Below are 24952 nucleotides of genomic sequence, written 5' to 3'. Positions count from 1 at the left end.
CCATGATCACCGCGTGCGCACGGTGTGGGTCCGCGGTTCGACGTATCATCGAGGATCGGCGCCCGGGGGAAGCGAGGGAATGTGCCTCGACGGTTGAACGATGCGTTTCGCGCACCCAGGGACGAGCGGGTTCACCTGTCCAGTACCGGCGGTCATCTCCCCGCACTGCACGACTTGCTCGGAGACGCCGCGGACGTTCCGGTGTTGGTGACGCTGCTGCGCATCTCCGACGCCGTCCTACGGTCGGACTACTTCGACGAGGTGTTGGAGGTCGTCGCCGAACAGGCGCTCCTCGCCGTCGGTGCGGCCTCGCTGGCGATCAGCCGATGGGACGGCGACACCGGTAAGTTGCGGACGTTGATCAATGTGGGCGCGTTGGCCGATCACGAGGAGCGCTGGCCCACCGACGAGTTCTACAAGCCGTCGCAGGACCCCTCCGTCGCCGAGCTCATCATCGGTGGCCGCACGTACCTGCACTGTGTGGATGATCCCGCCTGCCCACCGGAATCGCGCCGGTTGCTCGAATCCCTGGGCAAGGAGTGCGAACTGGGCGTGCCGATCGTGTACGGCGACGCCATGTGGGGCGAGATCTGGGCCAGTGGAGCCGACGGCCGGCGCTTCGACCACGGCGATGCGCAACTGCTGCAGGCGATCGCGGCGCACACCGCCGTGGCCATCGGCCGGTCGGAGATGCTGAACACGGTGTCGTCGTACGCGTTCGAAGATCCTCTGACCGGCATGGCCAACCGGCGAGCGGTCGACAGCTGTTTCGAGCGACTCGACTGGGATTCGTGCTCGCCGGTGGCACTGATGTGCGATCTGGACGGGTTCAAACAGGTGAACGACACCAGGGGCCACCAGGCGGGAGACGACCTGCTGCGCCTCGTGGCGCGCGTGTTGAACGACACGGCAAGCACATTCGACGATGCACTCGCTGCTCGCCTCGGTGGCGACGAATTCTGCGTGCTGCTCGCCGATGCGACGCTCGAGGAGGCGCAGCGGTTCGCCAATCACGCCACCCGCGCGTTCGCCGAAGTCGCGACCCACGGGGTCACGATGTCGTGGGGAGCCGCCGCGGCGGGCGTCGACTTGCGCACCGGCAGCGCGCTGCTGCAGGCCGCCGACGCCGCGCTGATCGAGGCGAAGCGACACGGCTCCGCCCACTACAGCGCGGTCGCGCGCAGCGAGGATCTCCCGGGTGTGTCACGACGCCGCACCACCGGGGGTCCGCGCAGATCGGCCGCAGAGGACCTGTGCCAGGAAGTCGTCGACGTGCTTGCCGACAATCCCGACCTGCCGGCCATGGAGGCACTCGAAGTCCTTGCGGTTCAACTGCAGTGGGCCGCGAACACGTGTGCCTACGCACTGTCGATCCTCACCGAGGACGGTCGTGCGGTCGTGACACCGCGCAAGATGGACATCGTCGTCGACAAGTGGTCGGGACTGGCGATCCTCACCGATCTCGGCGTCGATGGTGGGGACCTGGCGGACTATCCCGCCTCGGCAGCCGCCATCGAGAACGAGTCGGCCTTCGTTGCGGCTCATGAGATTCCGGGCACCCACCCGTCCGAGCTGGCACTGCTCGACACGTTGAACTATCGCGCGGTCCTGATCGTCGGGGTGCATGGGCCGAACGCTCGTTACCTCGCCGAGTTCTACTCGAACGTCGGGCCCGAGGACCTGCTGGCCATTGCGCCTGTGGTCCAGGTGCTGGCGGCCTATTGCGTGCGGGGCCGCGGACGTTAGCTGACCAGCGCCAGGGCGTGGGCGCGGCGTAGCTTGCCCGACGCGGTCTTGGGGATCGTCCCTGGCGCGAGGACCGCAACGTTGCGAGGTCTCACATCCACCTCCGCGAACACCTCGTGTGCAACCTGGCGCTGCACTCGACGGACCTGGTCGTCGTCTCCGAAGTCTGTGGACTCCACGGCAACTGCGAATGTCTCGCGCGACAGCCCGGCATCGAGTCGAACCGCGACAGCGCATCCCGCACGCACTCCGCCGACGCGACTGGCGGCCCGCTCGATGTCGGTGGGATAGATGTTGCGTCCCGCCATGATGATCACGTCTTTGAGGCGCCCGCACACCACGATCTCGCCTGTCTCGGTCAGGTATCCGAGGTCGCCGGTGTCATACCAACCGAGTTCGTCCTGGGCGGAGAGGAACCCGGCGACGGTCGTGTAGCCGGCGCTGACCGCGGCGCCGCGCACTTCGATGACGCCGACCCCGCGGGTGGCCACTTCCGCGCCGTCTTCGTCGACGACGCGGATGTCCATCCCATCCAAAGGTCGTCCGAGTGAAACAAGTTGTCGGACATTACCTTTGGTGGCCGGAACGGCGCGGTGCAGCGCGGACAGCAGATGGGCGTCGACCTGGTCGACGACCATGCCGCCGCCGCACGGGGAAAACGAGACCGCGACCGTGGTCTCGGCCATTCCGTAGGCCGGGATCATGGCCCCAGGTCGCAGACCGAACGGCGCTCCGGCAGCGCAGAGGTCTTCCATGTCGAGGGGGTCCACCTGTTCGGCGCCCGACAACGCCCACCGCAGGGATGAGAGATCGAACTCCCCGGGCGTGGCCTGGCGGCGAAGGCGTTTGGCCAACAGGGTGTAGGCGAAGTTCGGCGCAGCGGTCATCGTCCCGCGGTACTTGTCGATCAGGCGGGGCCACAGCAAGGTGTCGCGCAAGAAGTCCATCGGTGTGACCTTCACCAGTTCGGCCCCGAAGTACATCGGCACCGTCAGGTACCCCGTCATCCCCATGTCGTGAAAGCACGGTAGCCAGCTGACGATGACGTCGGTGTCCAGGTCGAAATCACACGCTGCGGTCATCGCCTCGGCGTTGGCCACGATGTTGGCGTGCGTGATCTGCACCGCCTTGGGCGAGCCGGTCGAGCCGGATGTCAGCTGCAGAAGAGCGATCGCGTCGTCGTCGGTGGCGACCGGGCGCACGGGGTCGTGGGCGAGTAGTTCCTCGACGGTCAACACCGTCACTCCGAGCGTGGCCAGAGCCGGCGCCGCGGCCAGGAACGGTTCGGAGACGACGACCGCCGTAGCCGCCAGCATGCGGATGATCGCGGTCGTCTCGTCTGCCCAGCGGGCGAGGTCGGTGCGTGGCGTCGGCTGGTGCACCATCGTCGCGCTGGCTCCGCGCATCCAGATGCCCTGCGCGGTCGGCGCGATCTCCACGGGTGCGCCTGCGAGTACGGCGACGGCGTCGCCGGGGCCGACGCCTGCTGCGGCGAGTCCGCCCGCGATGCGGGCCGCCCGTTCGTGCACCTCGAGCCACGACTGGCGCAGCGGTGCGTCGGGTTCGCCGGTGATGAATGCCCGCACGCTGCGCCGGGCGTTGTCGTACATGGTCTCCGTGAACTGGCTCAAGACAGCCCCTCAGGCTTAGGTCCGTGTGGTGGATGAGCCGCTGGAATACGACTAGCGCGGAGTTGACCTCCCATGGCGATGCCCAGATGTGTGTGCATGCCAACTGTACGGACAGCCGTGCCGTGATCGGGGACGCGCGCGATATCCGTCGCGAGTTTCGTGAAACGCCATGGATTCCATCGCCAGAGCGTGCCGATCTGACTCATCGGTAAGAAAGCGGCGAAATCTCCGCGAAGCCCGCGAATCAGGCGGTATGACTGACACCCATGGGTGCGGGATCATGCGTGGGTCGAGTCGGCGGTTTGGCAGTGGCACTCGGTATCGGAGCGGCGGTTCTCGCCGGTGCCGGCGTCGCAGTGGCCGACGAGGGGGCGGATTCGTCGCAGACGGTCAGTGCCCCGACGTCTCAGACGTCGCAGACCGGCAAGACCCCGGAGACGCTGCGGAAGACGCTCAAGGAACGGCGGGCGCTGCGGAACAAGCCCTCCGCGGAGGGGACGGCGCAGAACACAGACGATGAGAAGCCGGATGCGGACACCAGGCCCGTCCGCACACGGAACAAACTCTCGGCCGTCACACCCGGCACTGAACCGGCCGCCGAGGCCGACGAGGCGCACGACACCGCCGAGACGGTGGCCACTCCGGTAGTGGCCGACACAGCCGCCGAATCGGCCCCGGCCGAGGTGCCCGCAGCGGTGCGCAAACCCTTCTGGGTGAAGACGCCGGTGCTCGCGCACGAGGATTTAGAGGTGACCGAGCAGGACCCGGAGCCTGCTCGTGTGGTGACCCCGCTGCTCGACCGCATCGCCGCCAAGCATGCCGCTGCCGACACGGGCGGCGATCCGGCGCTGCCGGCCCTGGCGTCGTTGGTGATGTCGGTGGTGGCCGCGGGGCGCGAGGCCACCAGCGATGCGCCGGCGACCGCGGGCAGCGAGCTGACGACCAGTCAGGTCGCGGACTCCTACCCGATCCCGGAAGGCGTGACGGTGAAGGAGGTGCATCCACCGCTGTTCTGGCTGCAGCGCATCCCCGTGCTCGGCACGTTCGTCTTCACGCCGATTGTCCGCACCCTGCATGCCCTTCCGCTCGTCGGAGATGCGCTACAGCCCATCATCGGATTTCCCCTCAATCGTTTCGACCCGCCCGGGACACCACAGCCGAAGAGCTACTGGGTCACGTCGTTCGACGGCACCAGGATCTTCGTCAACGTGATGCCGTCGCTGAAGTTCGACGAGTACGGCCAGGCCCCCACGGTCCTCGACGGCCCTGGTCTCGGACTGCCGGGCTCGACGTCGCTGGCTCTGCAGAACGACAGCCTGCTGCCGTTCGACGTGATCGGCATCGGACGGTTGCGCGAAGCCGGCTTCAACGTCGTGACGTGGGATCCGCGCGGCGAGTGGCGCTCCGGCGGCATCATGCATCTGGATTCGCCGGACCTCGAGGGCCGCGACGTCTCCCACATCATCAGCTTCCTGTCGACGCTGCCGTACGTGAAACTGGACACGACCAATGATCCCCGCCTCGGGATGGTCGGCGCGTCCTACGGCGGCGGCATCCAATTGTCAGCGGCCGCAATCGATCACCGCATCGACGCGATCGTGCCCACGATCGCGTGGAACGACCTCGTCGACGTCCTCTTCCCCCGCGGCGCGGTCAACAGCGCCTGGGGCACCCTGTTGCCTGCGGTCCTGGTGCTGACGCTCGCCCGCGAACACCCGCGGATCCTGCCCGTCGCTGTCATGGGCGTGTTGTTCGGCAAGGTGAAACAGTCCGACCTGGATCTCGTCGAGAGCTTCGGTTTCGCCGACCAGATCAAGGACATCACGGCGCCGACCCTGCTGATCCAGGGGACCGTGGACACGCTGTTCCCGCTCAGCCAGGCCGATGCCAACGCCAAAGATCTCCTCGCAGCGGGCACCACCACGAAGGTGATCTGGTACTGCGGCGGTCATGGCGCCTGCCTGAGCCAGCCCAAGCGAGGCGAGGTGATCCTCGACCGGACGATGGACTGGCTGAACCACTACGTCATGGGCGATGGCACCGTCTCCACCGGACCGGAATTCGAATGGACGGACCAGAACGGGGTCTGGTACAGCTCCGAGAAGTACCCGGTGGACAACGGCACACCGATCATCGCGACCGAGGACACGCCGAAGACCATCCCGTTCGTCCCGTTCCTCGGTGGTTCCGGACCCGACCCCCGCATCCTCTTCCATGGGCCGCTGCAGACACTGCTCGGCATCGCCTCGGCCGGCCCCGCGCTGAACGCGGTCAACCTCAAAGTGCCTCCGGCGCAGGAGCTCACACACATCGTCGGCGCGCCGGAACTGACGCTCACCTACTCCGGGAAGGGCAACGCCAAGCACGTCTACGCGCAGATCGTCGACGACAAGACCGGACTCGTCCTGGGCACGCAGGCGACGGCGATCCCGGTGACGCTGGACGGCGCGACGCACGAGGTCACGTTCTCCCTCGAGCAGGTGGCCCACACGCTGGAGCCGGGTGAATCGGTGACGGTGCAGCTGGTCACCTCGACCATCAAGTTCCTGAACTTCTACTCGTGGGGCCGGATCACCGTCGAGGGTATGACGATCGAGCTGCCGACGCTGGCGACCGATTCGCAGCCGGAAGCGATCCCGGCCTGATCCGACGACCAGGTTGTCGAAAAGCCTTCCCTCCGAGCGTCCGCACGGCTAGAGAAGAGGGATGCCCTCACGCACCCCCGACGACGTCCGCACCGCGCTCGAGCAGTGTTACACCGCGATGGAGAAGCTCGCTGCCGACCTGAGCGATGCCGATTGGCAGGCCCAGTCGCTGTGCCCGGACTGGACGGTGCGCGGCGTGTTCGACCACGTCGTGGGGATAGAGGCCGTGTTGGCAGGCTGGCTGCCGGAGAGCGTCGAGGAGCTGCCGCCCTTCGGGCGCGCCGCCGAGTTCGTCGCCGACCCGGCGCCGTATCCCGACAAGATGCACACCGTCTTCGAGCAGCGGCGCAGCGACCTCGCGTCGTTGTCACCCGAGGACTACGACCGACCGTCGTGGATGCCCGTCGGCCCCGGCACGCTCGGTCGGTTCCTCGCGATCCGCGTGTTCGACATCTGGGTGCACGAACGCGACATCACCACCGCGCTCGGCCGGCCCACGGATGACGGCGGTATCGCCGCGGAGTTGTCCCTGGATCAGGTCGACAACTCCATCGGTCACATCGTCGGCAAGAAGGTCGGTCTGCCCGACGGCACGAGCATCACGTTCGACCTCACCGGCCCGGTCACCCGGAAACTGCATGTGCGCGTCGACGGCAAAGCCAAGGCGGTCGACCACCTCGACGCCCCCGACGTCGTCGTCACCACCGACTCCACCACGTTCATTCAGCTGGCGTCCGGCCGCATCGATCCGCAGGCCCAGATCGACGCCGGCCGCATCCGCTGGACCGGTGATGGCGAACTCGGGGACCGAGCCGCCCGCAACCTGAGGTTCACGATGTGACGAATCCTGTTGAGTCGGTGGACTTCCACTTCGACGTGATGTGCCCTTTCGCGTATCAGACGTCGCGGTGGATACGTGAGGTCGGCGACCTCACCGGCATCACCGTCAACTGGCGCTTCTTCAGTCTCGAGGAGATCAACCGCCAGGAAGGCAAGAAACACCCGTGGGAGCGGGAGTGGTCCTACGGCTGGTCGATGATGCGGATCGGGGCCTTGCTGCGCCGGCAGTCGATGGCCGCCGTGGACGCCTGGTACGAGCGAGCGGGGCGCGCCCTGCACGTCGAGGGGCACAAGCCTCACGATCCCGCCGTCGCCCGTCACCTGCTCGCCGAACTCGGCCTCGACCCGGGATTGGTGGACGACGCCATCGCCGATCCGACCACCGATGACGAGGTGCTGGCCGATCATCGCCGCGTCGTCGACGCCGGCGGTTACGGGGTGCCGACGCTGTTCTTCGCCGACGGGCAGTGCCTGTTCGGTCCGGTGCTGATCGACCCCCCGACGGGCGAGGCAGCGCTGCGGCTGTGGCAGGCGGTCGTCGCGTGGACGGAGTTCCCGCATCTCTACGAACTTCAGCGCCCCAAGACGGCCGCCGATCAGGAGGCCATCACGCAGACGTTCCGGCCGTACCTGCAGGCCCGCGACTGGGTGTCGATCAACCGGGGCGAGGTCGTCACCTTCGACTGAGTTTGGCCGCGCCCTCGAAACGGGTACGTCTGCCGGGTGGAACGGCTGGGTGGGCTTGATGCGGGTCTTCTGTACAGCGAGTCGGCCGCGATTCCGATGCACGTCTGTTCGGTCGTCACGGTCGACACATCGACGGTGCCCGGCGGCTTCTCCTATGAACGGTTTCGGGGCGACATCGCCGATCGGGTCCGTGCCCTACCGGAACTGAGGTCCAAGCTCGGCGACAGCCAGTTCAACGTGGACCACCCGGTGTGGGTGCAGGACAGGGCTTTCGATCTCGACCGCCACCTCAACAGGATCGCGCTGCCGTCGCCGGGTGGCCGCGAGGAATTGGCCGCGGTGTGCGGGCACATCGCGTCGGTGCCGCTGGATCGGAGCAAGCCGCTGTGGGAGATGTGGGTCATCGAGGGCGTTGACGGGGCACGGCTGGACGCCGGCGGCCCGCTCGCGCTGATGATCAAGATCCACCATGCAGCCGTCGATGGAGTGTCGGCCGCCAATCTGCTCGAGACCCTGTGCGACCTGGAACCGGATGCGCCGCCACCGCCACCCGTGGACGGACCGGGTGACGCGACGCCGTGGGCGATCGCCGCCGACGGTCTGGTGCGCTTCGCGACGAGGCCGCTGCAGCTCGCACGAGTGGTGCCGGTGACGGCGGCGATGGTGGGCAAGACGGTGACCCGCGCAGTGTCGGGTACGGCGATGGCCGCACCGTTCGTCGCACCGAGGACGCGGTTCAACGCTGAGGTGACGTCGGAACGGTCCATCGCCCTGGTACAGCTCGACCTCAACGACGTGAAGAAGGTCAAGAACCACTACGGCGTCAAGGTCAACGACGTCGTGATGGCGCTGTGCGGCGGGGCGATGCGCGAATTCCTCGCGGCCCGCGACGAGATGCCGACCAGACCTATGATCGCCTTCGTACCTGCGTCGGTACACGGGCAGACGAATCGGCCGGGCCGAAATCAACTGTCGGGGATGTTCTGTAATCTGCACACCGATGTCGCCGACCCCCACGAGCGGCTGCAGGCCATCTCCGAGTCGACCCTGCGAGCCAAAGAGCACAGCGGTTCACTGGGCCCCACGCTTCTCGTCGACCTCGCGCAGATGATCTCGCGCAACATGTACAACGTGCTCCTGGGTGTGATGTCGCGGGCACCCGTCCCCTCGGCGGCCCCCGCCAACGTGGTCATCTCCAACGTGGCAGGTCCGCCTGCGACGCTGTACAGCTGCGGCGCCGAGGTGGAGGCTCTGTATCCGCTCGGGCCCATCTTCCACACGGTCGGGCTGAACATCACGGTGATGTCTGTGGCCGACAGGCTCAACGTGGGCATCATCTCGTGTCCGCAGCTGGTCGACGACCTGTGGGATCTGGCTGATCGTTTCGACGTCGCACTGGGAGAGCTGCTGCAGGGCTGCTGACGCTGCCTCACTCACGCAGTACGGCAACGCTTTTCATGCTGCCGATCCACCGCCGTCGACGCGCAGGATGGCGCCGGTGATGAAGCTGGCCCGGTCGGAGGCGAGAAAGAGCACGGCCTGGGCGATCTCCTCGGGCCGACCGGTGCGGCCCAGGGGCAGCGCGCGGCTGTAGGTCGACGCGGTCGGCACGCCTTTGGTGGCGACCATCGAGGAGATGTTGACGATGCTGCCGCGTCCCCGCCTCACCATGCCGTCGGCCACGCCGGCCGTCAGGAAGTACAGACCCGGGTGCGACCACGCACTTCCTGGCGAAGACCACGGGTTCTCTGGGGCTCGGAACGAGGGTCTTCCCACGAGGCTGGGATCAGGCCCCGACAAGGGGCGATGGACCTCCGAGGAGTGCATGCATGACCTTCACCGCCGCGACAGATCCGACGCTGACCCCCGATACCCGTGCCGCACGGTTCGCCCAGGAGGTCGGGCCACACCTGGAGGTCTTGGCGCGCGGCGCTCGCGACACTGCCCGAGGGTTTCTGCCGTGTCCTCTACTACACCGATATCGAGGGCTACACCTACGCCGAGACCGCCGAGATCCTCGACATCCCGCTGGGCACCGTCATGTCGCGCATCCATCGGGCCCGTCGCCGCCTGCGTCTCGCGCTGTCCCGCCCGACCGCGGACGACGCCGTCGACGCCGAGCGCATCAGTGCCTAGACCGACGATGAGCGACCGGTACGACGACGGCTGGGAAGATGCGTTGACGGTGCTGCAGGAGGTCACGCCCCCGCTCATCCGGGACGGCATGCACGCGATGACCGTCCTCGTCGACTATCCGGCGGGCAGCGCCGGGGCCCCGCCGCATCGACACCCCGGCGGTCCGGCCTTCGGTTACGTGCTCGAGGGCGAGATGGTCTTCGAGCTCGAGGGTCAGGCGCCTCGAGTGGTGCGTGCGGGCGAGGCGTTCTGGGAACCTGGGGGTGACGTCATTCACTATTCAGATGCCAACCAACGCAGCGACGCGCGGCTGCGTTTCCTGGTCACGATGCTGTGCAGCCCCGACACGCCGATGCTCGTGCTGGTCGACGAGGACGAATTGCGGTCGCGCAGACACCTGCGCATCGGCGCTCACTGACCGATCCGGAGCTCACCCGGTAGGTTTTCTTCTCGGTGGAGGGGTCACACGAACAGCCGCGAGGAAAGGAAGCAAACAGTGAGCACCCCACGCGTGGGGACGCGGTTCGGACCCTATGAGCTGCGCTCGGTGATCGGCGTCGGGGGTATGGGCGAGGTGTACCGCGCCTATGACACGGCGCGCGAGCGCATGGTGGCGATCAAGCTGCTGCGTCCCGAGATGGCGGCCGACCCGAGTTTTCAGGAAAGATTCCGCCGCGAGTCCCGGGTGGCGGCGCGGCTGCAGGAACCGCACGTCATCCCCGTGCACGATTTCGGCGAGATCGACGGTGTGCTGTTCATCGACATGCGCCTCGTCGAGGGCGCGAGTGTCAAAGAGGTCCTGCGCACCCACGGACCTCTGCAACCACGGCGCGCAGTGGCGATCATCCGTCAGGTGGCCGCGGCCCTGGACGCCGCGCACGCCAACGGGTTGGTGCATCGCGACATCAAACCGGAGAACGTGCTCCTGACACCGGACGACTTCGCCTATCTGGTGGACTTCGGCATCGCCCACGGCGGCGGTGAGGCGACCATCACGTCGACGGGCCTGGTCGTCGGCTCATGCGCCTACATGGCGCCGGAGCGATTCAGCGGGGAGCGCGGCGGGCCGGCCTCGGACGTGTACTCGCTGGCGTGTCTGCTGTACGAGACGTTGACAGGTGTCGCACCGTTCGAGGCGGCCGATGTGCGGCAGGTGATGAGTGCGCACATGTTCACGGCGCCGCCGCGGCCCAGCATCATGCGGCGGGGGGTCAGCCGCGCGTTCGACGACGTGGTGACGCGCGGGATGGCGAAGGCGCCGGGGGACCGCTTCACCTCGGCCGGGGATCTCGCGCGGGCGGCCGGGGCGGCGGCCGAGCGCGCGCCGAGTGCGGCACCGGTCGCACCGGTGGCGCCGCCGTCGACGCGGCAGTTCTCGGCGGCCTATCCGACCCCGCCGCCGTACGCGCCGGTGCCGCCTGCACCGCAGCGCGCGGCGCGACGCTTCAGTCAGGGGCAGATCGCGTTGATGGTCACGACCGTCGTGTTGCTGACGGCCGCGGTGGTCCTGGCGCTGGTGCTGGTGTTCAGCGGCGGCGGGACCGGGACGGCGCCGACGACGCGCCTCTCGGCACCGTCCTCGTCTACGTCGGAGGAGTCGACGTCAGCGGAGACCACGTCTTCTGAGACCACGTCGAGCAGCCGGCCGCTCAGCGGGGTGTCCGGCACGGATTCCCAAGGCTTCGTGGGACATTCGGCGCGCTGCGACAGCGGTGACTCGGCGGCTGCCGCGATCCGCACAGCTCAGTCGCTGGCCGTGATCTGCGCGTCGGGCGATGGCTACTACTACCGCGGCGAACGGCTGCGCGACGGCGCGAACCTCGAACTACAGAACGCGCAGCGCTCCGGCGCCGGGTTCACCGTCACCAACTCCGCCGACGGTATCCAGTACGCCGTGCAACCGGACGGGTTGACGCTGTCCAGTAGCCGCGGCGTCGATCGCGAGCCCGCTGTGGAGTACGGTTCGGGCTGACGCAGGGGCTTGTATCGAACGTGGGGGTTCTGCACGCAATCGACCGAATTTGCGTACACAAGCCACACGCTCGGCCGCGCGCTCGTACAGTACGGCTACGCGAACAGGGGAGGGTCGCCGATGACCACCACGACAGTGCCGCGGTCGAGCGCCGCCGAGACCCGGCGGGCGATCTGGAACACCATCCGAGGGTCGTCGGGCAACCTCGTCGAGTGGTACGACGTCTACGTCTACACCGTCTTCGCAACCTATTTCGAGGGCCAGTTCTTCGACGAGTCCGAGAAGAACTCGACCGTCTACGTGTACGCGATCTTCGCGATCACGTTCGTCATGCGACCGGTGGGGTCATGGTTCTTCGGGCGCTTCGCCGACAGGCGGGGACGACGGGCGGCGCTGACGGTCAGCGTGTCGCTGATGGCGCTGTGCTCGTTGGTGATCGCGGTGGTGCCGTCGCAGGCCGTCATCGGGATGGCAGCGCCCATCGTCCTCATCGTCGCGCGTCTGGTGCAGGGATTTGCGACGGGCGGCGAGTACGGCACCTCGGCGACCTACATGTCGGAGGCGGCGACTCGGGAGCGGCGCGGCTTCTTCTCGTCGTTCCAGTACGTGACGCTCGTCGGTGGCCATGTGCTCGCGCAGTTCACCCTCCTCATCCTGCAGACCGTCCTCGATGACGATCAGTTGCGCGAATTCGGTTGGCGCATCGCCTTTGCCGTCGGCGGTGTGGCGGCGATCGTGGTGTTCTGGTTGCGGCGCACGATGGACGAGTCGCTGTCCGAGGATGTGATCGAGGCGGCCAAGGCCGGTGAGGACCCCGGCGCCGGCTCGATGCGCGCACTGTTCACGCAGTACTGGCGGCCGCTGCTGCTGTGCTTCCTGATCACCCTCGGCGGCACCGTGGCGTTCTACACCTACAGTGTCAACGCGCCCGCGATCGTCAAGACCGCCTACAAGGGCGAGGGCATGACAGCGACGTGGATCAATCTGGCTGGGCTGGTGTTCTTGATGCTGCTGCAACCGATCGGCGGGATCATCAGCGATCGGATCGGGCGCAAGCCGATGCTCGTGTTCTTCGGGATCGGCGGCGTGTTCTACACCTACGTGCTGATCACGTTCCTGCCCGAGACACGTTCTCCGCTGACGTCTTTCGCTCTGGTGGCGGCGGGATACATCATCTTGACCGGATACACCTCGATCAACGCCCTGGTGAAGTCCGAACTGTTCCCCGCTCATATCCGGGCGCTCGGCGTGGGCGTCGGCTATGCGTTGGCCAACTCGATGTTCGGCGGGACGGCGCCGCTGATCTACCAGGCGCTCAAGGAACGCGACCAGGTGCCCCTGTTCATCGGCTACGTCACCGTGTGCATCGCGATCTCGCTGGTCGTCTACGTGTTCTTCCTGCGCAACAAGGCCGAGACCTACCTCGACAGGGAGCGGGGCTCGGCGTTCCGCGCATGATGCGCTAACGCTCGAGCGCCATGTCCCAGAACGCGATCTCGTGCTCGAGGACCTCCCGGACCAGGTCTGCGTAGCTGTCGGGGTCGGCGACCTGCTCGAGTCCCTCGACGTACGCGGCGAACTCGGGAACCGTCCAGTGCTCGACGAACTCCGCGAACGGGGAACCGTCCGACGTCGCGTGCGACCACGCGAGCAGGTACACCTTTTCGATCACCCACAGCGCGGTCAGGGCTGCGTCAGCGGGCGCGGAGTCCAGACGGCTGAGCAGCTCTCGGTAGAACAGGGTGGCCGGCAGCGCGTTTGAGGCGACGTCGAGTCCACGCTCGGCGGCCTTGACGTCGAACCAGTCGAGCTCGGCGACCAGCGCCACGCATCCACCGGCGAGCACGTTCTGCGCCCGCCGTGGCGATCGTGCGAGTAGCCGGGCCTGGAAGGTCAGCAGGTCGGTGACGAACAGGACGTCCTGGACCAGCCACCGGTCGAATGCGTCGCCACCGATGCTGCCCTCCCGAACGGCATCGAGGAACGGATGTTGGGTGGCTGCGGTCCAGAGCGAATCATGCATTCGGGCAACACTAGTCACGCCGAAGGCGGCGGGCACCCGTCCCGCCGCCCTCGGTGCTCGCACGTCAGACCGAGAGCAACCTCTCGAAGAAGCTTCGGTACTGCTTCAGCGCGACCCGCAGGTCCTCGGTCGACGCCTGCTCGCCGCGGCTCCACTGCTCTTCGAGCCGCGACCGCGCCTGACCGAATCCGGTGGTCAGCTGGTGAACCAGATCGGAGACCAGGCTGTCGGCCTTCTGCACGCAGTCTTTGGGGTCGTCGACGAAGCTGGCCTGCACCGCATCCCAGCGGGCACGCAAGCCGGCGAGTTCGTCATGCGCGAAAAGACCTGGCTCCGGGTCGGTTTGGTGTGCGTCCCGGTGCTGCTCGCCGTGGTGCTGTTCGACGCCGGCGACCTGGGGGTCCATCGGCGCGGTCGGCGGCCCACCGGCCTGCGGTGCGCTGACGTCGTTCTGCATCGGGGCGACCTGATCCGCCGGGATGTGGTCGGGGTTCTTGTCGTAGACGTCGGTGTGCTGGTCATGGGTGGTCATGCGCGTGCCTCCTTCGAGGTGTCTTTCGAGGGTCCGTTGTCGGTGGTGTCGAGAAGTCGTTCGAACAGCGCGCGGTAGTGCACGAAGGCCTCCCGCTGGCGTTCGGTGTTGACCTCGCCGCCCTGCTGCGCCGTGTGCACGCTGTGTGCCGCGCGGTAGTTCTCGACGATGTGGGGATGGTCGACGGAGATGTCCGCTGCGCGGCGTTCGAAGTCGTCGACGGGGTAGCCGCGCTGGCGCATCACCTCGGTGACGAGCACGTCCGCGGTGCCGACGGCCCGAGCGGGGTCGTCGACGAAATCGGTTTGCACCTGTGCCCAGCGCACTTCGAAATCGTTGCGAGCCACAGGGGAGAGCGCGACGATGTCGAGCTTGTCGCGCTTGCGGGCCCGGGCGGCCAGTTCCTTCTCGGCCGCCTTGGGGTCGCCGGTGCGTTCGACGGTCCGGTCGTACTCCGGGCCGAAGTGTTGCTTGAGCTCTTCACTGCGTTTGCGTCCGCCACCGGAACGCACTGCCAGCACCACGAGCACGATCACCACGATGATTGCTGCGGCGATCAAAATCCATTGCCAGGTAGGCATTTCGAACTCCTTTCGTGCACGTCGGGTATCCGTGGTGTCGTCTACGCAAACGTCAGTTTGTGATCGGCGCCACTGATGCCCAGGTCAGCGGTCAGAAGTAGTGCCGGCGGCCGCCGACCGCGCGACCGGCCGAGCCGAGGACTGCGAGGACGACCCCGACGACGAGGAGGATGACCCCGATCGTGGTGAGAATCGAGATCTTCAGCAGGAGCCCTGCGATGACGGCGATGATGCCGAGAATGATCATGATCGAACCTTCCGTAGGGAGTTTCGGCCGTTCAGACCATGTTCAGTCGACCACCCTCAAGGGTGTGGCGGTACACCCCTAAGGGGGTAATGTCGGCGCCGTGGCCGAGCCGATCACCGTCGCGCTCATCGACGACTACGACGTCGTCGTCCAAGGCGTGGCCAACATGCTCGAGCCGTACCGCGATCGCATCGTGATCGCCGAACTCGACGCCAGCACCCCGCTCAAGGACACCGTCGACATCGCGCTGTACGACAGTTTCGCTCAGCCCGAATCCGATCACGAGGAGATCGGGGTGTTGGTCGCGAACCCGTGTGCTCGACGAGTTGTGGTGTACACGTGGAACTTTCACCCCGATCTGGTCGCCAGCGCGCGCGAGCGCGGGGCGCACGGCTACCTGTCGAAGACACTGCCGGCCCGCGAGCTGGTTGCCGCGCTGGAGGCGGTGCACCGCGGGGAGACCGTGATCAGCGAGACGCCCCCGCGGACCCGCCCCGCCCCGGGCAACGATTGGCCCGGCCGCGGTGAGGGCCTCAGTGACCGGGAGGCCGAGATCCTGGCTCTCATCACGCAAGGCAAGAGCAACGCCGACGTCGCGCGATTGACCTACCTGAGTCCGAACACGGTCAAGTCCTACATCAGGTCGCTGTACCGCAAGCTCGACGTGCAGAGTCGCACGCAGGCGGTGCTGTGGGGGACCCGGCACGGCTTCCTGCCGGATCACCACCGCATCGAGCACTGGCGGGGCGGTCCGTAGCGCATTCGCAGGTAGGGTGGGGGCACACGCCGGTGCGCTACGGCCCGGAACAATCGAGGACGCCTCATCGCCATCACCGACATCGCCGCGTACACCCACCTCTCGCCGCAGGACATCTCCAGTCTCGGCGAGGAACTCGACGCGATCCGGGCTGACATCGAAGAGTCGCTCGGCGCCCGCGACGCTGCCTACATCCGGCGCACCATCATGTTCCAGCGCGCCCTCGACGTCGCGGCGCGGCTTCTCATCGTCGCGACACGGTCGAAGGTCGGCTGGGTTGCGGGAACCGCGGCACTCGGATTCGCCAAGAGCGTCGAGAACATGGAGATCGGCCACAACGTCTCCCACGGCCAGTGGGATTGGATGAACGATCCCGAAATCCATTCCAGCACATGGGAATGGGACATGGTCGCGGTCTCCGCGCACTGGCGATCCTCACACAACTACCGGCATCACGTGTTCAGCAATGTGTTGGGCGAAGACGACGATCTGGGCTTCGGTGCCATGCGGGTGACACCGGAACAGCCGTGGGAGAGAAAGCATCTACTCCAGCCGCTGCAGAATGTCCTCCTCGCCGCGACGTTCGAGTGGGGCGTCGCTCTGCACGGCCTCGATCAGCGGCGGTCGCGTGCCGACTGGATCGCGCAGGGCAAGGAGGTGGTGCGCAAGATCCTCCGCCAGGGCGCCAAAGACTATGTGCTGTGGCCGGCGCTGAGTGTGCGGCGCTGGAAGAGGACGTTGGGCGCCAACGCGATCGCCAACCTGCTGCGCAACCTCTGGGCGTACGTCGTCATCTTCTGCGGCCACTTTCCCGACGGTACGCAGAAGTTCACCGCTGACGTTCTCGAGACCGAGACGCGGGCGGAGTGGTATCTGCGGCAGATGCTCGCTACCGCCAACTTCACGGCCGGCCGGTTCCTCGGCTTCGCCTCCGGGAACCTCTGCTATCAGATCGAGCACCACCTGTTCCCGGATCTTCCGAGCAACCGGCTCGCCGAGATCGCCGACCGGGTGCGGCCTCTGTGCGAGAAGTACGATCTGCCCTACCTGACGGGTTCCCTCTCGCACCAGTACCTGTCGACGCTGCGGGTGATCCACCGCCTGGCACTGCCGAACGGGTGACCGCTACAGCGGCAGCAGGATGCCCTTGACGCTGGGATCGGTGGCGAGGAACTGCTGCACTGCAGGGTCTTTGAACGTCGCGACCAGCTTCTTGATGTTGTCGATGTCGGCCCAGCGGCTGCCGATGGTGAGCTGGCCGGCGAACTCGTCGGGAGCGGGCGGCGCGAAGATCTGCTGCTGCACGGGAACTTTCGCGGCCAGGTAGTACTCGGTGTAGCCCACCGCGGCGTCCAGATCGGGCAGTGAGCGGGACTGCGCGGCGAAGTCGAGCAGTGTGAACTTGAGGTTCTTCGGGTTGCCGACGATGTCCTTCTGCGTCGCGGTCCACTTGTCGACGGACGGATTGAGCGTGATCAGGCCGGCCCGCTCGAGCAGCCAGAGGCCCTGTGCCTCATTGGCGGGATCGGAGTACAGCGAGACGTTGGCACCGTCGGGCAGTTGGTTGACGTCGGTGTATTTGTCCGACCAGATACCGAACCCCCAGCGGAACACCGGCGTGGCCGCCTGCTCCTGGAAGTCGGGGTTGGCTTCGAGCACCTGGCCCAGCCACAACTTGTGCTGGTAGACGGTGCCGGCCACTTCGCCGTCGCTGACGGCGCGGTTGATGGTGTTGCTGTCGGCCAGGCCGCGGAACGCCACGGTGATGCCGTGCTTGGGTGCGACCTCGCGGCTGATGTACTCGATGAGCGCCTGCTCGGCGGCGTTGCCCTCATTGGTCGCGACGACGAGCGTGGCGCCAGGAATCTCATTGGCGGACTTCGTGTCTCCGAAGAAGAAGAACCGGCCCGCGACCACGGCGACGATCACGACGACCAGCCCGACGGCGAGCCAGATCCAGCGGGGACGTTTCTCGAGGTCGAATCCGTGGTCGTCGGGACTGGCGACCTGGCTCTCGGTGGTGGTCATGCGGTGACGGTTCCTTTCACACGAGCGTGGGGGGTGGTGAAGCGCACTGCGGCGTCGCCGATCAGCTGGACGGCGGCGACGGTCGCAACGAGGATGAGGATGGTGGCCAGCATGACGCCCTGGTCGAATCGCTGGTAGCCGTAGGTGACTGCGACGTAACCGATTCCGCCGGCTCCGATGGTGCCGGCGATCGCGGAGTATTCGATCATCGCGATGATGTTGATGGTCAGCCCGCCGAGGATCGACGGGACGGCCTCGGTCAATTGGGCGGTGCGGATGATCTGCAGCCGCGAGCCGCCCGAGGCGCGGGCGACCCTGACCACCGACGGTGGGACCGATCGCAGCGAGTTCTCGACGATGCGGGTGAAGAACGCGATGCCGGCCAGTGACATCGGCACCACGGCCGCCGCGATGCCGATGTTCGTGCCGGTGATGAACCGGGTGAACGGCATGATCGCGGCCATCAGGATCAAGAAGGGCAGCGAGCGGCCGATGCTGATGATCCAACTCAACACCGTGTGCAGCGTGGGGTTCTCGAACAGGCCGCCGGGGGCGAGGTTCTGAATCAGCGCCCCGAGCGGCACTCCGACCAGGACGACGATCGTCATCACGATGCCGACCATGATCAGCGTGTCGATGAGTGCGGGGAACAGCAGGGCCGGCAGCTCGTTGACGGGGACCTTGGCGTTGGCCAGCAGGGTCTGCGTCACGCCGCACCCCGCAGCGGCGCTTCACCGCTGGACAGTCCGTATCGGGCGAGCACGTCGGCGGCCCGGCTGGACAGCTCGACGGGAATGCCGAGGGTGGCCGAGCCGACGGTGACACCGTGGACCTGCTGCACCGAAGCGCCGAGGACCGCGATGGGCGCGCCGAGGTCGGCGCTGGCGCGGGCGATCCAGTCGCTCGGCACGCTCGGGGAGTCGTAGACCACCTGCAGCACCCGTTGACCGACGGCAGCGTCGCTGGCCACCCCCTGGGGCCGCAGGGCGGCACCCAACGTCGACTCGGGATCGGTGAGAAGGTCCACCAGACGGCCGGATTCGACGATGCTGCCGTGGTCGAGGCGGGCCGCCGAGTCGGCGATCTTGAGCACGGTGTCCATCTCGTGGGTGATGAACACGATCGACAGGTTCAGATCGTCACGCAGTTCGCGGAGCAGCTCGACGACCGACGCGGTGGTGGTCGGGTCCAGGCCTGCGGTCGCCTCGTCGGAGAGCAGCACCGAGGGTCGTAACGCCAGTGCGCGGGCGATGCCGACTCGCTGCTTCTGCCCGCCGGAGAGCTGGAACGGATAGTGATTGGCCCTGTTCGACAGGCCGACCCGGTCGAGGAGTTCGGCCACCCGCTTCTTGGATTCGGCCGCGGTGACGCCGAGGTACTCCAGGGGTAGAGCGACATTCTCTGCGGCAGTGCGCCGTTCGAACAGACCCGCGGACTGGAACACGGTGCCGATGCGCCGCCGCGCGACGCGCAGCTTCTGGGCGGACAGGGTGGTGAGGTCTTCGCCGTTGACGACGACCGAGCCCGACGTCGGGAGGGTGAGCAGATTGATGCACTCGGCCAACGTGCTCTTGCCGGCCCCGCTCGGGCCGACGACGGCCAGGATCTCCCCGGCGTCCACGCGGAACGTGATGCGGTCGAGCACCACGGTTCGGTGTTCGCCACTGCCGTAGACCTTGGTCAGCTCGGTCAACTCGATCATGGGGGCGAACTGTGTCAAAGCACGACGATGCGGGACACCTTTGCGCTCAGGGTGAGTGGATCGCGGTGATCGCAACCCTGGGCACGGTGCCGATCATGCCGCACAGTACTGGACGCATGAGCATCGATGAGTCGGTTGCGGCGCAGCCGCACGGTTTCACCATAAAGAAGCGGCGCCGCTGGCCCTACCTGGTGGTGGCGGTCGTCATCGTCGGCGCTGCAGTGCTTTTCGTGGTCCAGCGTTCCGGCGGTACGACGTCGGCGAACGAGACGGCGGGCGCGACGCTCGACGTGGTGTATCTAAATTCCAACCCCGCGGAGAAGGCGATCATCGAGTACATCGCCGCGAACATCGCCCCCGACTACGACGTCAAGGTCGGCGCGGTCGGACTGGGTGACAGCACCCAGATCAACCAGGCGATCAGCGACGGACGCTACGCCGGCACCATCTTCCAGCACCGGCATTGGCTGCAGCAGGTGCTCGACGCGAACCCGAGCTTCAAGGAACAGGCCGCGACCGGCCCGTTCTTCCACTGGGTGTTCGGCATCTGGTCGGACAAATACCGCACACCGCAGGACCTTCCGGACGGCGCCACGGTGTCGCTGCTGGCCGATCCGGCGAACAACGCCCAGGGCATCTGGTACCTGGCCCAGGCCGGGCTCGTCACGGTGCGTCCTGATGCCGACATCACCGCGTTGACCACCAAGGACATCGTGGCCAACCCGAAGAACCTGAAGTTCACGCTGCTGGACTTCGGGGCGCAACCGCGCGCGCTGCCCGATCTCGATGCGATCGTCGGCTACGCGGAGTCGTTCCTTGCCGCGGGGGTCAGCGAGGACAAGTTGATCTACGCGCCGAAGTCACCGGACGAATTCGCCTCGGTGCTCACGGTGGGCAGCGACTACGTCGACACCGAGAACGTGAAGAACCTGATCAAAGCGTTCAAGGATCCGCGGGTGCAGCAGTTCATCGCCACCGATCCCGAGGTGAAGAAGCTCGCGCTGCCCGGTGACCCGGCGTGACCAGCCGCCAGCTGCATCTGGGCGTCAACGTCCTGTCCGACGGGATGCACCCGGCGGCGTGGCAGTTCCCCGGCGCGGACCCGCACTGGTTCACCGACCTGTCCTACTGGATCGAGGTCGCCCGGATCGCCGAACGCGGCACGCTCGACGCGCTGTTCTTGGCGGACAGCCCGTCGCTGTTCCAGAAGCCTGACGAGCCACTGGTGGCGCCGCCGCTGGCGCTGGACCCGATCGTGCTGCTGTCGGCGCTGGCATCGGCGACCACGCATCTCGGGCTGATCGGCACGGTGTCGACGTCCTTCGAGGAGCCCTACAACCTGGCGCGCCGCTTCGCATCGCTGGATCACCTCAGTCGCGGCCGGGTCGCGTGGAACGTGGTGACCAGCAGCGACCCGTACGCGTGGAACAACTTCGGGGGGAGCGGTCAGCCGGACAGAGCTCAGCGGTACCGTCAAGCCGCCGAGTTCATCGATGTGGTTCGTGCACTGTGGGATTCGTGGGACGACGACGCCGTGCTGGCCGACAAGAAGACGGGTGCGTTCAGCCGGCCCGGCGCCATCCACACCATCGACCACCGCGGTGAGTTCTTCTCCGTCGACGGGCCGCTGACGTTGCCCCGGTCCCCGCAGGGGCATCCGGTGCTCTTCCAGGCTGGCGGCTCACCGGGCGGGCTTGACCTGGCGGCCCGCTATGCCGACGGGGTGTTCGCCGCGCAGGCGTCGCTGCCCGACGCGCTGCGCAACGCCGACGAGATCCGTTCGCGGACAGCCGCATACGGTCGACCACGCGATGCCGTGCGGATCATGCCGGGGTTGTCGTTCGTGCTGGGCAGCACCGAGGCGGAAGCGCGGCGGCGCAACGACGAGCTCAACGAGCTCGCGGGTGAGCGACGGCTGGCCCACCTCGCGGGCCAGTTGTCGGTCGACCCGGCGGAACTGCATTGGGATCGGCCGCTGCCACAGTGGCTGCTCGATGGTGCCGTGACCGATTCGGGATCGCAGGGCGCCCGAGACATCGTGGTCAACCTGGCGCGGCGGGAATCGCTGACGGTGCGTGAGCTGCTGGACCGGGTGATCACCTGGCACCGTCTCGTCGTCGGTGGGCCGGAACAGATCGCGGACGCGATCGAGGAGTGGTTCGTCGCGGGCGCGGTCGACGGCTTCAACCTGATGCCGGACGTGTTCCCATCGGGCCTGGAGTTGTTCGTCGATCACGTCGTGCCGATCCTGCGGGACCGGGGCCTGTTCCGGCGCGAGTACACGTCCGCCACGCTGCGGGGTCACCTCGGTCTGGCGCGGGTACCGGATCGGAACCTCGCCCGCGCGGTGTAGCGGCCGTGCCATGATGGCGGCCATGGGATTCGAGCGGATCGACGAGATTCTGGATGGTGTCACGGGAAGCGGCAGGCTGCACGGCGTCGCTGCCACGGTGGTGGGCCGCGACGGTGTGCTCTACGAACACGCCGCCGGAGATGCGAAGCCGGACACGATGTTCCGCAACGCGTCGATGACCAAGGCCGTCGCCACCACCGGGGCGCTGCAGCTCGTCGAGCAGGGGCGGCTGGCCCTGGATGCGACGGTCGCGTCGATCCTGCCCGAGTTCGGCGAGCTTCAGGTGCTCGACGGTTTCGACGGCACGGAGCCGATCCTGCGGGCACCGAAGACACAACCGACCATCAAGCAGCTGATGACCCACACGGCCGGCTGCGGCTACCACTTCACCAACGAGAAGCTCTTCACCTACTGCACGGAGCTGAACTTCCCCAACGCACTCGACGGCGTCAAGCGCAGCCTCAGCGCACCGCTGGTCAACGATCCCGGCACCGCCTGGGAGTACGGCGTCAACACCGACTGGCTCGGACTGGTGATCGAGGCCGTCAGCGGTCAGTCGCTGAGCGACTACCTCGCCGAGCACGTGTACGGCCCGCTCGGGATGACGCAGACGACGTTCGACCCGACCGACGAGCAGCGTGCGCGGCTGCTGCCGATCCGCTTCCGCACACCGGACGGCAGCCTGGTCGCGACCGACCTCGACCTGCCCGCCGCGCCGGAGTGGGACGCCGCCGGGCACGGGTCCTACGGGACGATCGCCGACTACGGGCGGTTCGTGCGGGCCTGGCTCAACGGCGGTGAACTCGACGGCACACGCATCCTCGCCGAGGAGACCGTCGAGCTTGCGCTGCGCGATCACCTCGACGGGGCGCCGCTGCCGAAGGAGTCGATCTCGACCGTGCCGGAGCTCAGTAACACTGTCGCGCTGCTGGACGTTCCGCAGGGCTGGGGGCTCGGGTTCCACCTCTATCAGGTCGACCTGCCGGGCATGCGCAGCGCGGGCTCTGCGGACTGGTCGGGCCTGTTCAACAGCTTCTATTGGATCGACCGCACGGCAGGCATCGCCGCGGTCATCGCGACGCAGGTGCTGCCGTTCTTCGACGAGGCGATGGTCGAGACCATCCTCGGGTTCGAGGCTGCGGTCTATGCAGAATTGGGAGCAGCCAAGACCCCGTAGCCTGGGGTATGGCTTTGTACGACCTGGGGGCCGTCCGTACGCGGATGGGCAGCGCGCTGTTCGGGATGGTGGCCGGTCCGGACGGACCCGAGAATCGCGCCCGCATCCACGAGACGCCCGGCCCGCGCTGGTTCGCCGAGGACCGGCCGATCCGGCAGGTGCACGCCGACGCGTCGATGTTCGTCGGCGGGTTGCGGGCGCTGCTGCTGCAGTCGCTGCACCCGCTGGCGATGGCCGGTGTCGCCGAGCACTCGGACTACCGGGGTGACCCGTGGGGCCGGCTGGCGCGGACGAGCACGTTCCTCGCGGTGACGACGTTCGGTCCGGCCGACGATGCGCAGCGCGCCGTCGACAAGGTGCGCGGCATTCACCGTCGGGTGCGCGGGGTCGCACCCGACGGCCGGTCCTACGAGGCGACGGATCCGCACCTGCTGGAGTGGGTGCACATCGCCGAGGTCGACAGCTTCCTACGCGCACATCAGCTCTACGGGTCGGCACCTCTCGATCAGGCGGGCCGCGACGGATACGTGGCCGACACCGCGGAGGTCGCCGCGAAGTTGGGGGTGATAGACCCGCCCCGCACGGAAGCTGAAGTGGCGCAAAGGCTCTCCGACTACCGACCGGAGCTGGCCGGTACGGCCGCCGCTCGCGATGCGGCCCGGTTCCTGCTGCTGACCCCGCCGCTGCCGATCCTGGCGCGCGCACCGTATGCCGCGCTCGCCGCCGCGGCGGTGTCGATGTTGCCGCGGTGGGCGCGGGGACCGCTGTGGCTGCCGTACTTCCCGCCCGCCGAGGCGACCGTCGTGCGTTCAGCCGGGCACGTGCTCGTCGGCGGCATCCGGTGGGCGATGTCCGCCAATGCGGGGTGAGTGGCTCAGCCGGACACGGTGACGACGACCTTGTCGCCGCAGCGCTGCGCCGCTGAGGTGAAGGCCTCGGCGGCCTCGGCAAGGGGCCGCCGCTGGCTGACGATCGCATCGAGATCGATTCCACTGGTGGCCAATTCGATGGCCTGCGGGTAGGTGTCATTCATCCGCCGCACCATCGCGAAGGTCAGACCTTTGCGCCGGGCGGCGGCTGCCGGGAACGACGACGAATCCTCCGACGGAATGCCGCCGAGCGCGATTCGGGCTCCCGGCCGGGAGGCGGCCACGGCGGTGGCGATCGCCGCGTCGGTGCCGGCCATCTCGATCACCGCGTCGACGCCGCGGCCATCGGTCGCGTCGAGGATCTCGTCGGCCGCCGCCTCGGGTGTGAAGGCGGCGTCGACGCCGACCCGCAGCGCGGTGGCGCGCCGATGGGCGAGCGGTTCGACGAGGAACACTCGCCGGGCCCCGGTCCGCCGCACGACCTGCGCGGTGAGCACGCCGATCGGCCCGCCCCCGACGACGAGGACGTCCATCCCGGGCCGGACGTGGCCGACTCCGACGGCGTGAACAGCGACGCCGAGCGGTTCGAGCAGTGCGCCGGCGTCGTCGCTGAGGTCGTCGGGCAGCGGATGCAGCAGGTGATCCGGCCACACCAGGTGTTCCCGCAGAGCGCCGTCGAGCGTGCCGTGCCCGGCGAATTCCACAGTGGGGCAGAGGTTGTGGAAGCCGGCGCGGCACATCTCGCAGTTCTGGCACGGGATCGCGGGGTCCACGGCCACCCGGCGGCCGGCGAGCGGCCCGGTGAGCGCGACGGCGGCGAATTCGTGGCCGGGTACGACGGGACGCTCGATCCGGTTCTCTCCGATGCCGCCGTCGGTGAACCAGTGCAGGTCCGAGCCGCAGATGCCGACCGAGGTGACGGCGAGCAGTGACCAGCCGGGTGGCGGTTCGTCGGGATCGAGTTCGCGGTAGACGCGCAGATCACCGACGCCGTGCAGGCGCGCGGCGAGCATCAGCGCACCACCG

23 protein-coding genes and 2 pseudogenes are annotated in these 24952 nt (G+C 67.5%); 15 read left to right on the top strand and 10 right to left on the bottom strand.

Annotation, left to right across the window (positions count from 1 at the left end; translation table 11 throughout):
- The first annotated feature begins 81 nt into the window (after window positions 1-81).
- Complete coding sequence (locus DMB80_RS19955) at window positions 82-1746, top strand: GGDEF domain-containing protein (protein WP_240431290.1); 1665 nt, start codon at window positions 82-84, stop codon at window positions 1744-1746.
- Here the strand turns inward: DMB80_RS19955 and DMB80_RS19950 are convergent.
- Window positions 1743-3377 (bottom strand): fatty acyl-AMP ligase, encoded by a 1635-nt coding sequence (locus DMB80_RS19950; RefSeq protein WP_111511449.1) that lies wholly within the window; start codon window positions 3375-3377, stop codon window positions 1743-1745. The two genes, DMB80_RS19955 and DMB80_RS19950, sit on opposite strands and share 4 nt — an antisense overlap.
- A 308-nt stretch (window positions 3378-3685) precedes the next feature.
- Between DMB80_RS19950 and DMB80_RS19945 the strand changes: the two genes are divergently transcribed.
- From DMB80_RS19945 to DMB80_RS19930, 4 genes are all read left to right on the top strand, one after another.
- Window positions 3686-6022, top strand: coding sequence for a CocE/NonD family hydrolase (locus DMB80_RS19945; RefSeq protein WP_338043886.1), 2337 nt, complete (start codon window positions 3686-3688; stop codon window positions 6020-6022).
- Window positions 6023-6083: 61 nt separating this feature from the next.
- Window positions 6084-6863 carry a maleylpyruvate isomerase family mycothiol-dependent enzyme gene (locus tag DMB80_RS19940; RefSeq protein WP_205538796.1) on the top strand — a complete coding sequence of 260 codons (780 nt, stop codon included), beginning with the start codon at window positions 6084-6086 and terminating at the stop codon, window positions 6861-6863.
- Window positions 6860-7549 (top strand): mycothiol-dependent nitroreductase Rv2466c family protein, encoded by a 690-nt coding sequence (locus DMB80_RS19935; protein ID WP_111511447.1) that lies wholly within the window; start codon window positions 6860-6862, stop codon window positions 7547-7549. The genes DMB80_RS19940 and DMB80_RS19935 overlap by 4 nt, the downstream gene beginning before the upstream one ends.
- Before the next feature lie 36 nt (window positions 7550-7585).
- Complete coding sequence (locus tag DMB80_RS19930) at window positions 7586-8971, top strand: WS/DGAT/MGAT family O-acyltransferase (RefSeq protein WP_111511446.1); 1386 nt, start codon at window positions 7586-7588, stop codon at window positions 8969-8971.
- Window positions 8972-9004: 33 nt separating this feature from the next.
- Here DMB80_RS19930 and DMB80_RS19925 read toward each other — a convergent pair.
- A pseudogene (locus tag DMB80_RS19925) lies at window positions 9005-9256 on the bottom strand (SDR family oxidoreductase); the annotation flags it as partial.
- Between the two features lie 216 nt (window positions 9257-9472).
- Here DMB80_RS19925 and DMB80_RS19920 point away from each other — a divergent pair.
- The 4 genes and pseudogenes from DMB80_RS19920 to DMB80_RS19905 all read left to right on the top strand — a co-directional run.
- Window positions 9473-9685 (top strand): annotated as a pseudogene (locus tag DMB80_RS19920) (sigma factor-like helix-turn-helix DNA-binding protein); the annotation flags it as partial.
- A 7-nt stretch (window positions 9686-9692) separates the two neighbouring features.
- Window positions 9693-10103, top strand: a complete 411-nt coding sequence (locus DMB80_RS19915; RefSeq protein WP_111511443.1) for a cupin domain-containing protein — start codon at window positions 9693-9695, stop codon at window positions 10101-10103.
- A 78-nt stretch (window positions 10104-10181) separates the two neighbouring features.
- Window positions 10182-11657, top strand: a complete 1476-nt coding sequence (locus tag DMB80_RS19910) for a serine/threonine-protein kinase (protein ID WP_111511442.1) — start codon at window positions 10182-10184, stop codon at window positions 11655-11657.
- Between the two features lie 120 nt (window positions 11658-11777).
- On the top strand, window positions 11778-13115 hold the full coding sequence (locus tag DMB80_RS19905; RefSeq protein WP_111511441.1) for an MFS transporter: 1338 nt from the start codon (window positions 11778-11780) through the stop codon (window positions 13113-13115).
- 4 nt (window positions 13116-13119) lie between these two features.
- On the opposite strand, the gene DMB80_RS19900 is transcribed toward DMB80_RS19905, so the two are convergent.
- The 4 genes from DMB80_RS19900 to DMB80_RS28195 form a co-directional block, all read right to left on the bottom strand.
- The gene (locus DMB80_RS19900; RefSeq protein WP_111511440.1) at window positions 13120-13680 is read right to left on the bottom strand and encodes a thiaminase II/PqqC family protein; all 561 of its coding nucleotides are present in this window, start codon (window positions 13678-13680) and stop codon (window positions 13120-13122) included.
- 64 nt (window positions 13681-13744) lie between these two features.
- Window positions 13745-14212, bottom strand: coding sequence for a hypothetical protein (locus DMB80_RS28675; protein WP_240431289.1), 468 nt, complete (start codon window positions 14210-14212; stop codon window positions 13745-13747).
- Window positions 14209-14793 carry a hypothetical protein gene (locus tag DMB80_RS19890; protein WP_111511439.1) on the bottom strand — a complete coding sequence of 195 codons (585 nt, stop codon included), beginning with the start codon at window positions 14791-14793 and terminating at the stop codon, window positions 14209-14211. The genes DMB80_RS28675 and DMB80_RS19890 overlap by 4 nt, the downstream gene beginning before the upstream one ends.
- A gap of 91 nt (window positions 14794-14884) precedes the next feature.
- The gene (locus DMB80_RS28195) at window positions 14885-15040 is read right to left on the bottom strand and encodes a DUF6131 family protein (RefSeq protein ID WP_162938626.1); all 156 of its coding nucleotides are present in this window, start codon (window positions 15038-15040) and stop codon (window positions 14885-14887) included.
- Between the two features lie 100 nt (window positions 15041-15140).
- Here DMB80_RS28195 and DMB80_RS19885 point away from each other — a divergent pair, with 100 nt between their 5' ends.
- Together DMB80_RS19885 and DMB80_RS19880 are read left to right on the top strand one after the other, a co-directional pair.
- Window positions 15141-15797, top strand: coding sequence for a LuxR C-terminal-related transcriptional regulator (locus DMB80_RS19885; RefSeq protein ID WP_111511438.1), 657 nt, complete (start codon window positions 15141-15143; stop codon window positions 15795-15797).
- Window positions 15798-15863: 66 nt separating this feature from the next.
- Entirely contained in the window at window positions 15864-16919 is a 1056-nt protein-coding gene (locus DMB80_RS19880) for a fatty acid desaturase family protein (RefSeq protein WP_111511437.1), read from the top strand.
- Between the two features lie 3 nt (window positions 16920-16922).
- On the opposite strand, the gene DMB80_RS19875 is transcribed toward DMB80_RS19880, so the two are convergent.
- Genes DMB80_RS19875 through DMB80_RS19865 form a run of 3 tightly spaced genes read right to left on the bottom strand, consistent with a single transcriptional unit; the run spans window position 16923 to window position 19527 of the window.
- On the bottom strand, window positions 16923-17825 hold the full coding sequence (locus DMB80_RS19875; RefSeq protein WP_111511436.1) for a MetQ/NlpA family ABC transporter substrate-binding protein: 903 nt from the start codon (window positions 17823-17825) through the stop codon (window positions 16923-16925).
- Window positions 17822-18535: a methionine ABC transporter permease gene (locus DMB80_RS19870; protein ID WP_111511435.1), complete on the bottom strand. Its 714-nt coding sequence runs from the start codon at window positions 18533-18535 to the stop codon at window positions 17822-17824. Before DMB80_RS19870 ends, DMB80_RS19875 begins: the two co-directional genes overlap by 4 nt.
- Window positions 18532-19527, bottom strand: coding sequence for a methionine ABC transporter ATP-binding protein (locus tag DMB80_RS19865; protein ID WP_111511434.1), 996 nt, complete (start codon window positions 19525-19527; stop codon window positions 18532-18534). The genes DMB80_RS19870 and DMB80_RS19865 overlap by 4 nt, the downstream gene beginning before the upstream one ends.
- 116 nt (window positions 19528-19643) lie before the next feature.
- On the opposite strand from DMB80_RS19865, the gene DMB80_RS19860 reads away from it, so the two are divergent.
- Genes DMB80_RS19860 through DMB80_RS19845 form a run of 4 tightly spaced genes read left to right on the top strand, consistent with a single transcriptional unit; the run spans window position 19644 to window position 23926 of the window.
- Window positions 19644-20549: a MetQ/NlpA family ABC transporter substrate-binding protein gene (locus DMB80_RS19860; protein WP_111511475.1), complete on the top strand. Its 906-nt coding sequence runs from the start codon at window positions 19644-19646 to the stop codon at window positions 20547-20549.
- On the top strand, window positions 20546-21880 hold the full coding sequence (locus DMB80_RS19855) for an LLM class flavin-dependent oxidoreductase (protein ID WP_111511433.1): 1335 nt from the start codon (window positions 20546-20548) through the stop codon (window positions 21878-21880). Before DMB80_RS19860 ends, DMB80_RS19855 begins: the two co-directional genes overlap by 4 nt.
- Window positions 21881-21902: 22 nt before the next feature.
- A complete protein-coding gene (locus tag DMB80_RS19850) occupies window positions 21903-23057 on the top strand; it encodes a serine hydrolase domain-containing protein (RefSeq protein WP_111511474.1) in 1155 nt (384 codons plus the stop codon).
- Window positions 23058-23065: 8 nt separating this feature from the next.
- Window positions 23066-23926 (top strand): oxygenase MpaB family protein, encoded by an 861-nt coding sequence (locus DMB80_RS19845; RefSeq protein WP_111511432.1) that lies wholly within the window; start codon window positions 23066-23068, stop codon window positions 23924-23926.
- A 5-nt stretch (window positions 23927-23931) separates the two neighbouring features.
- On the opposite strand, the gene DMB80_RS19840 is transcribed toward DMB80_RS19845, so the two are convergent.
- Window positions 23932-24939: a zinc-dependent alcohol dehydrogenase gene (locus tag DMB80_RS19840; RefSeq protein ID WP_240431288.1), complete on the bottom strand. Its 1008-nt coding sequence runs from the start codon at window positions 24937-24939 to the stop codon at window positions 23932-23934.
- Window positions 24940-24952 lie beyond the last annotated feature (13 nt).

The organism is Mycobacterium kyogaense (assembly GCF_003254575.1).
In the GTDB taxonomy this organism is placed as follows: Bacteria; Actinomycetota; Actinomycetes; order Mycobacteriales; family Mycobacteriaceae; genus Mycobacterium; species Mycobacterium kyogaense.
This window is presented reverse-complemented; position numbering and strand designations above follow the sequence as displayed.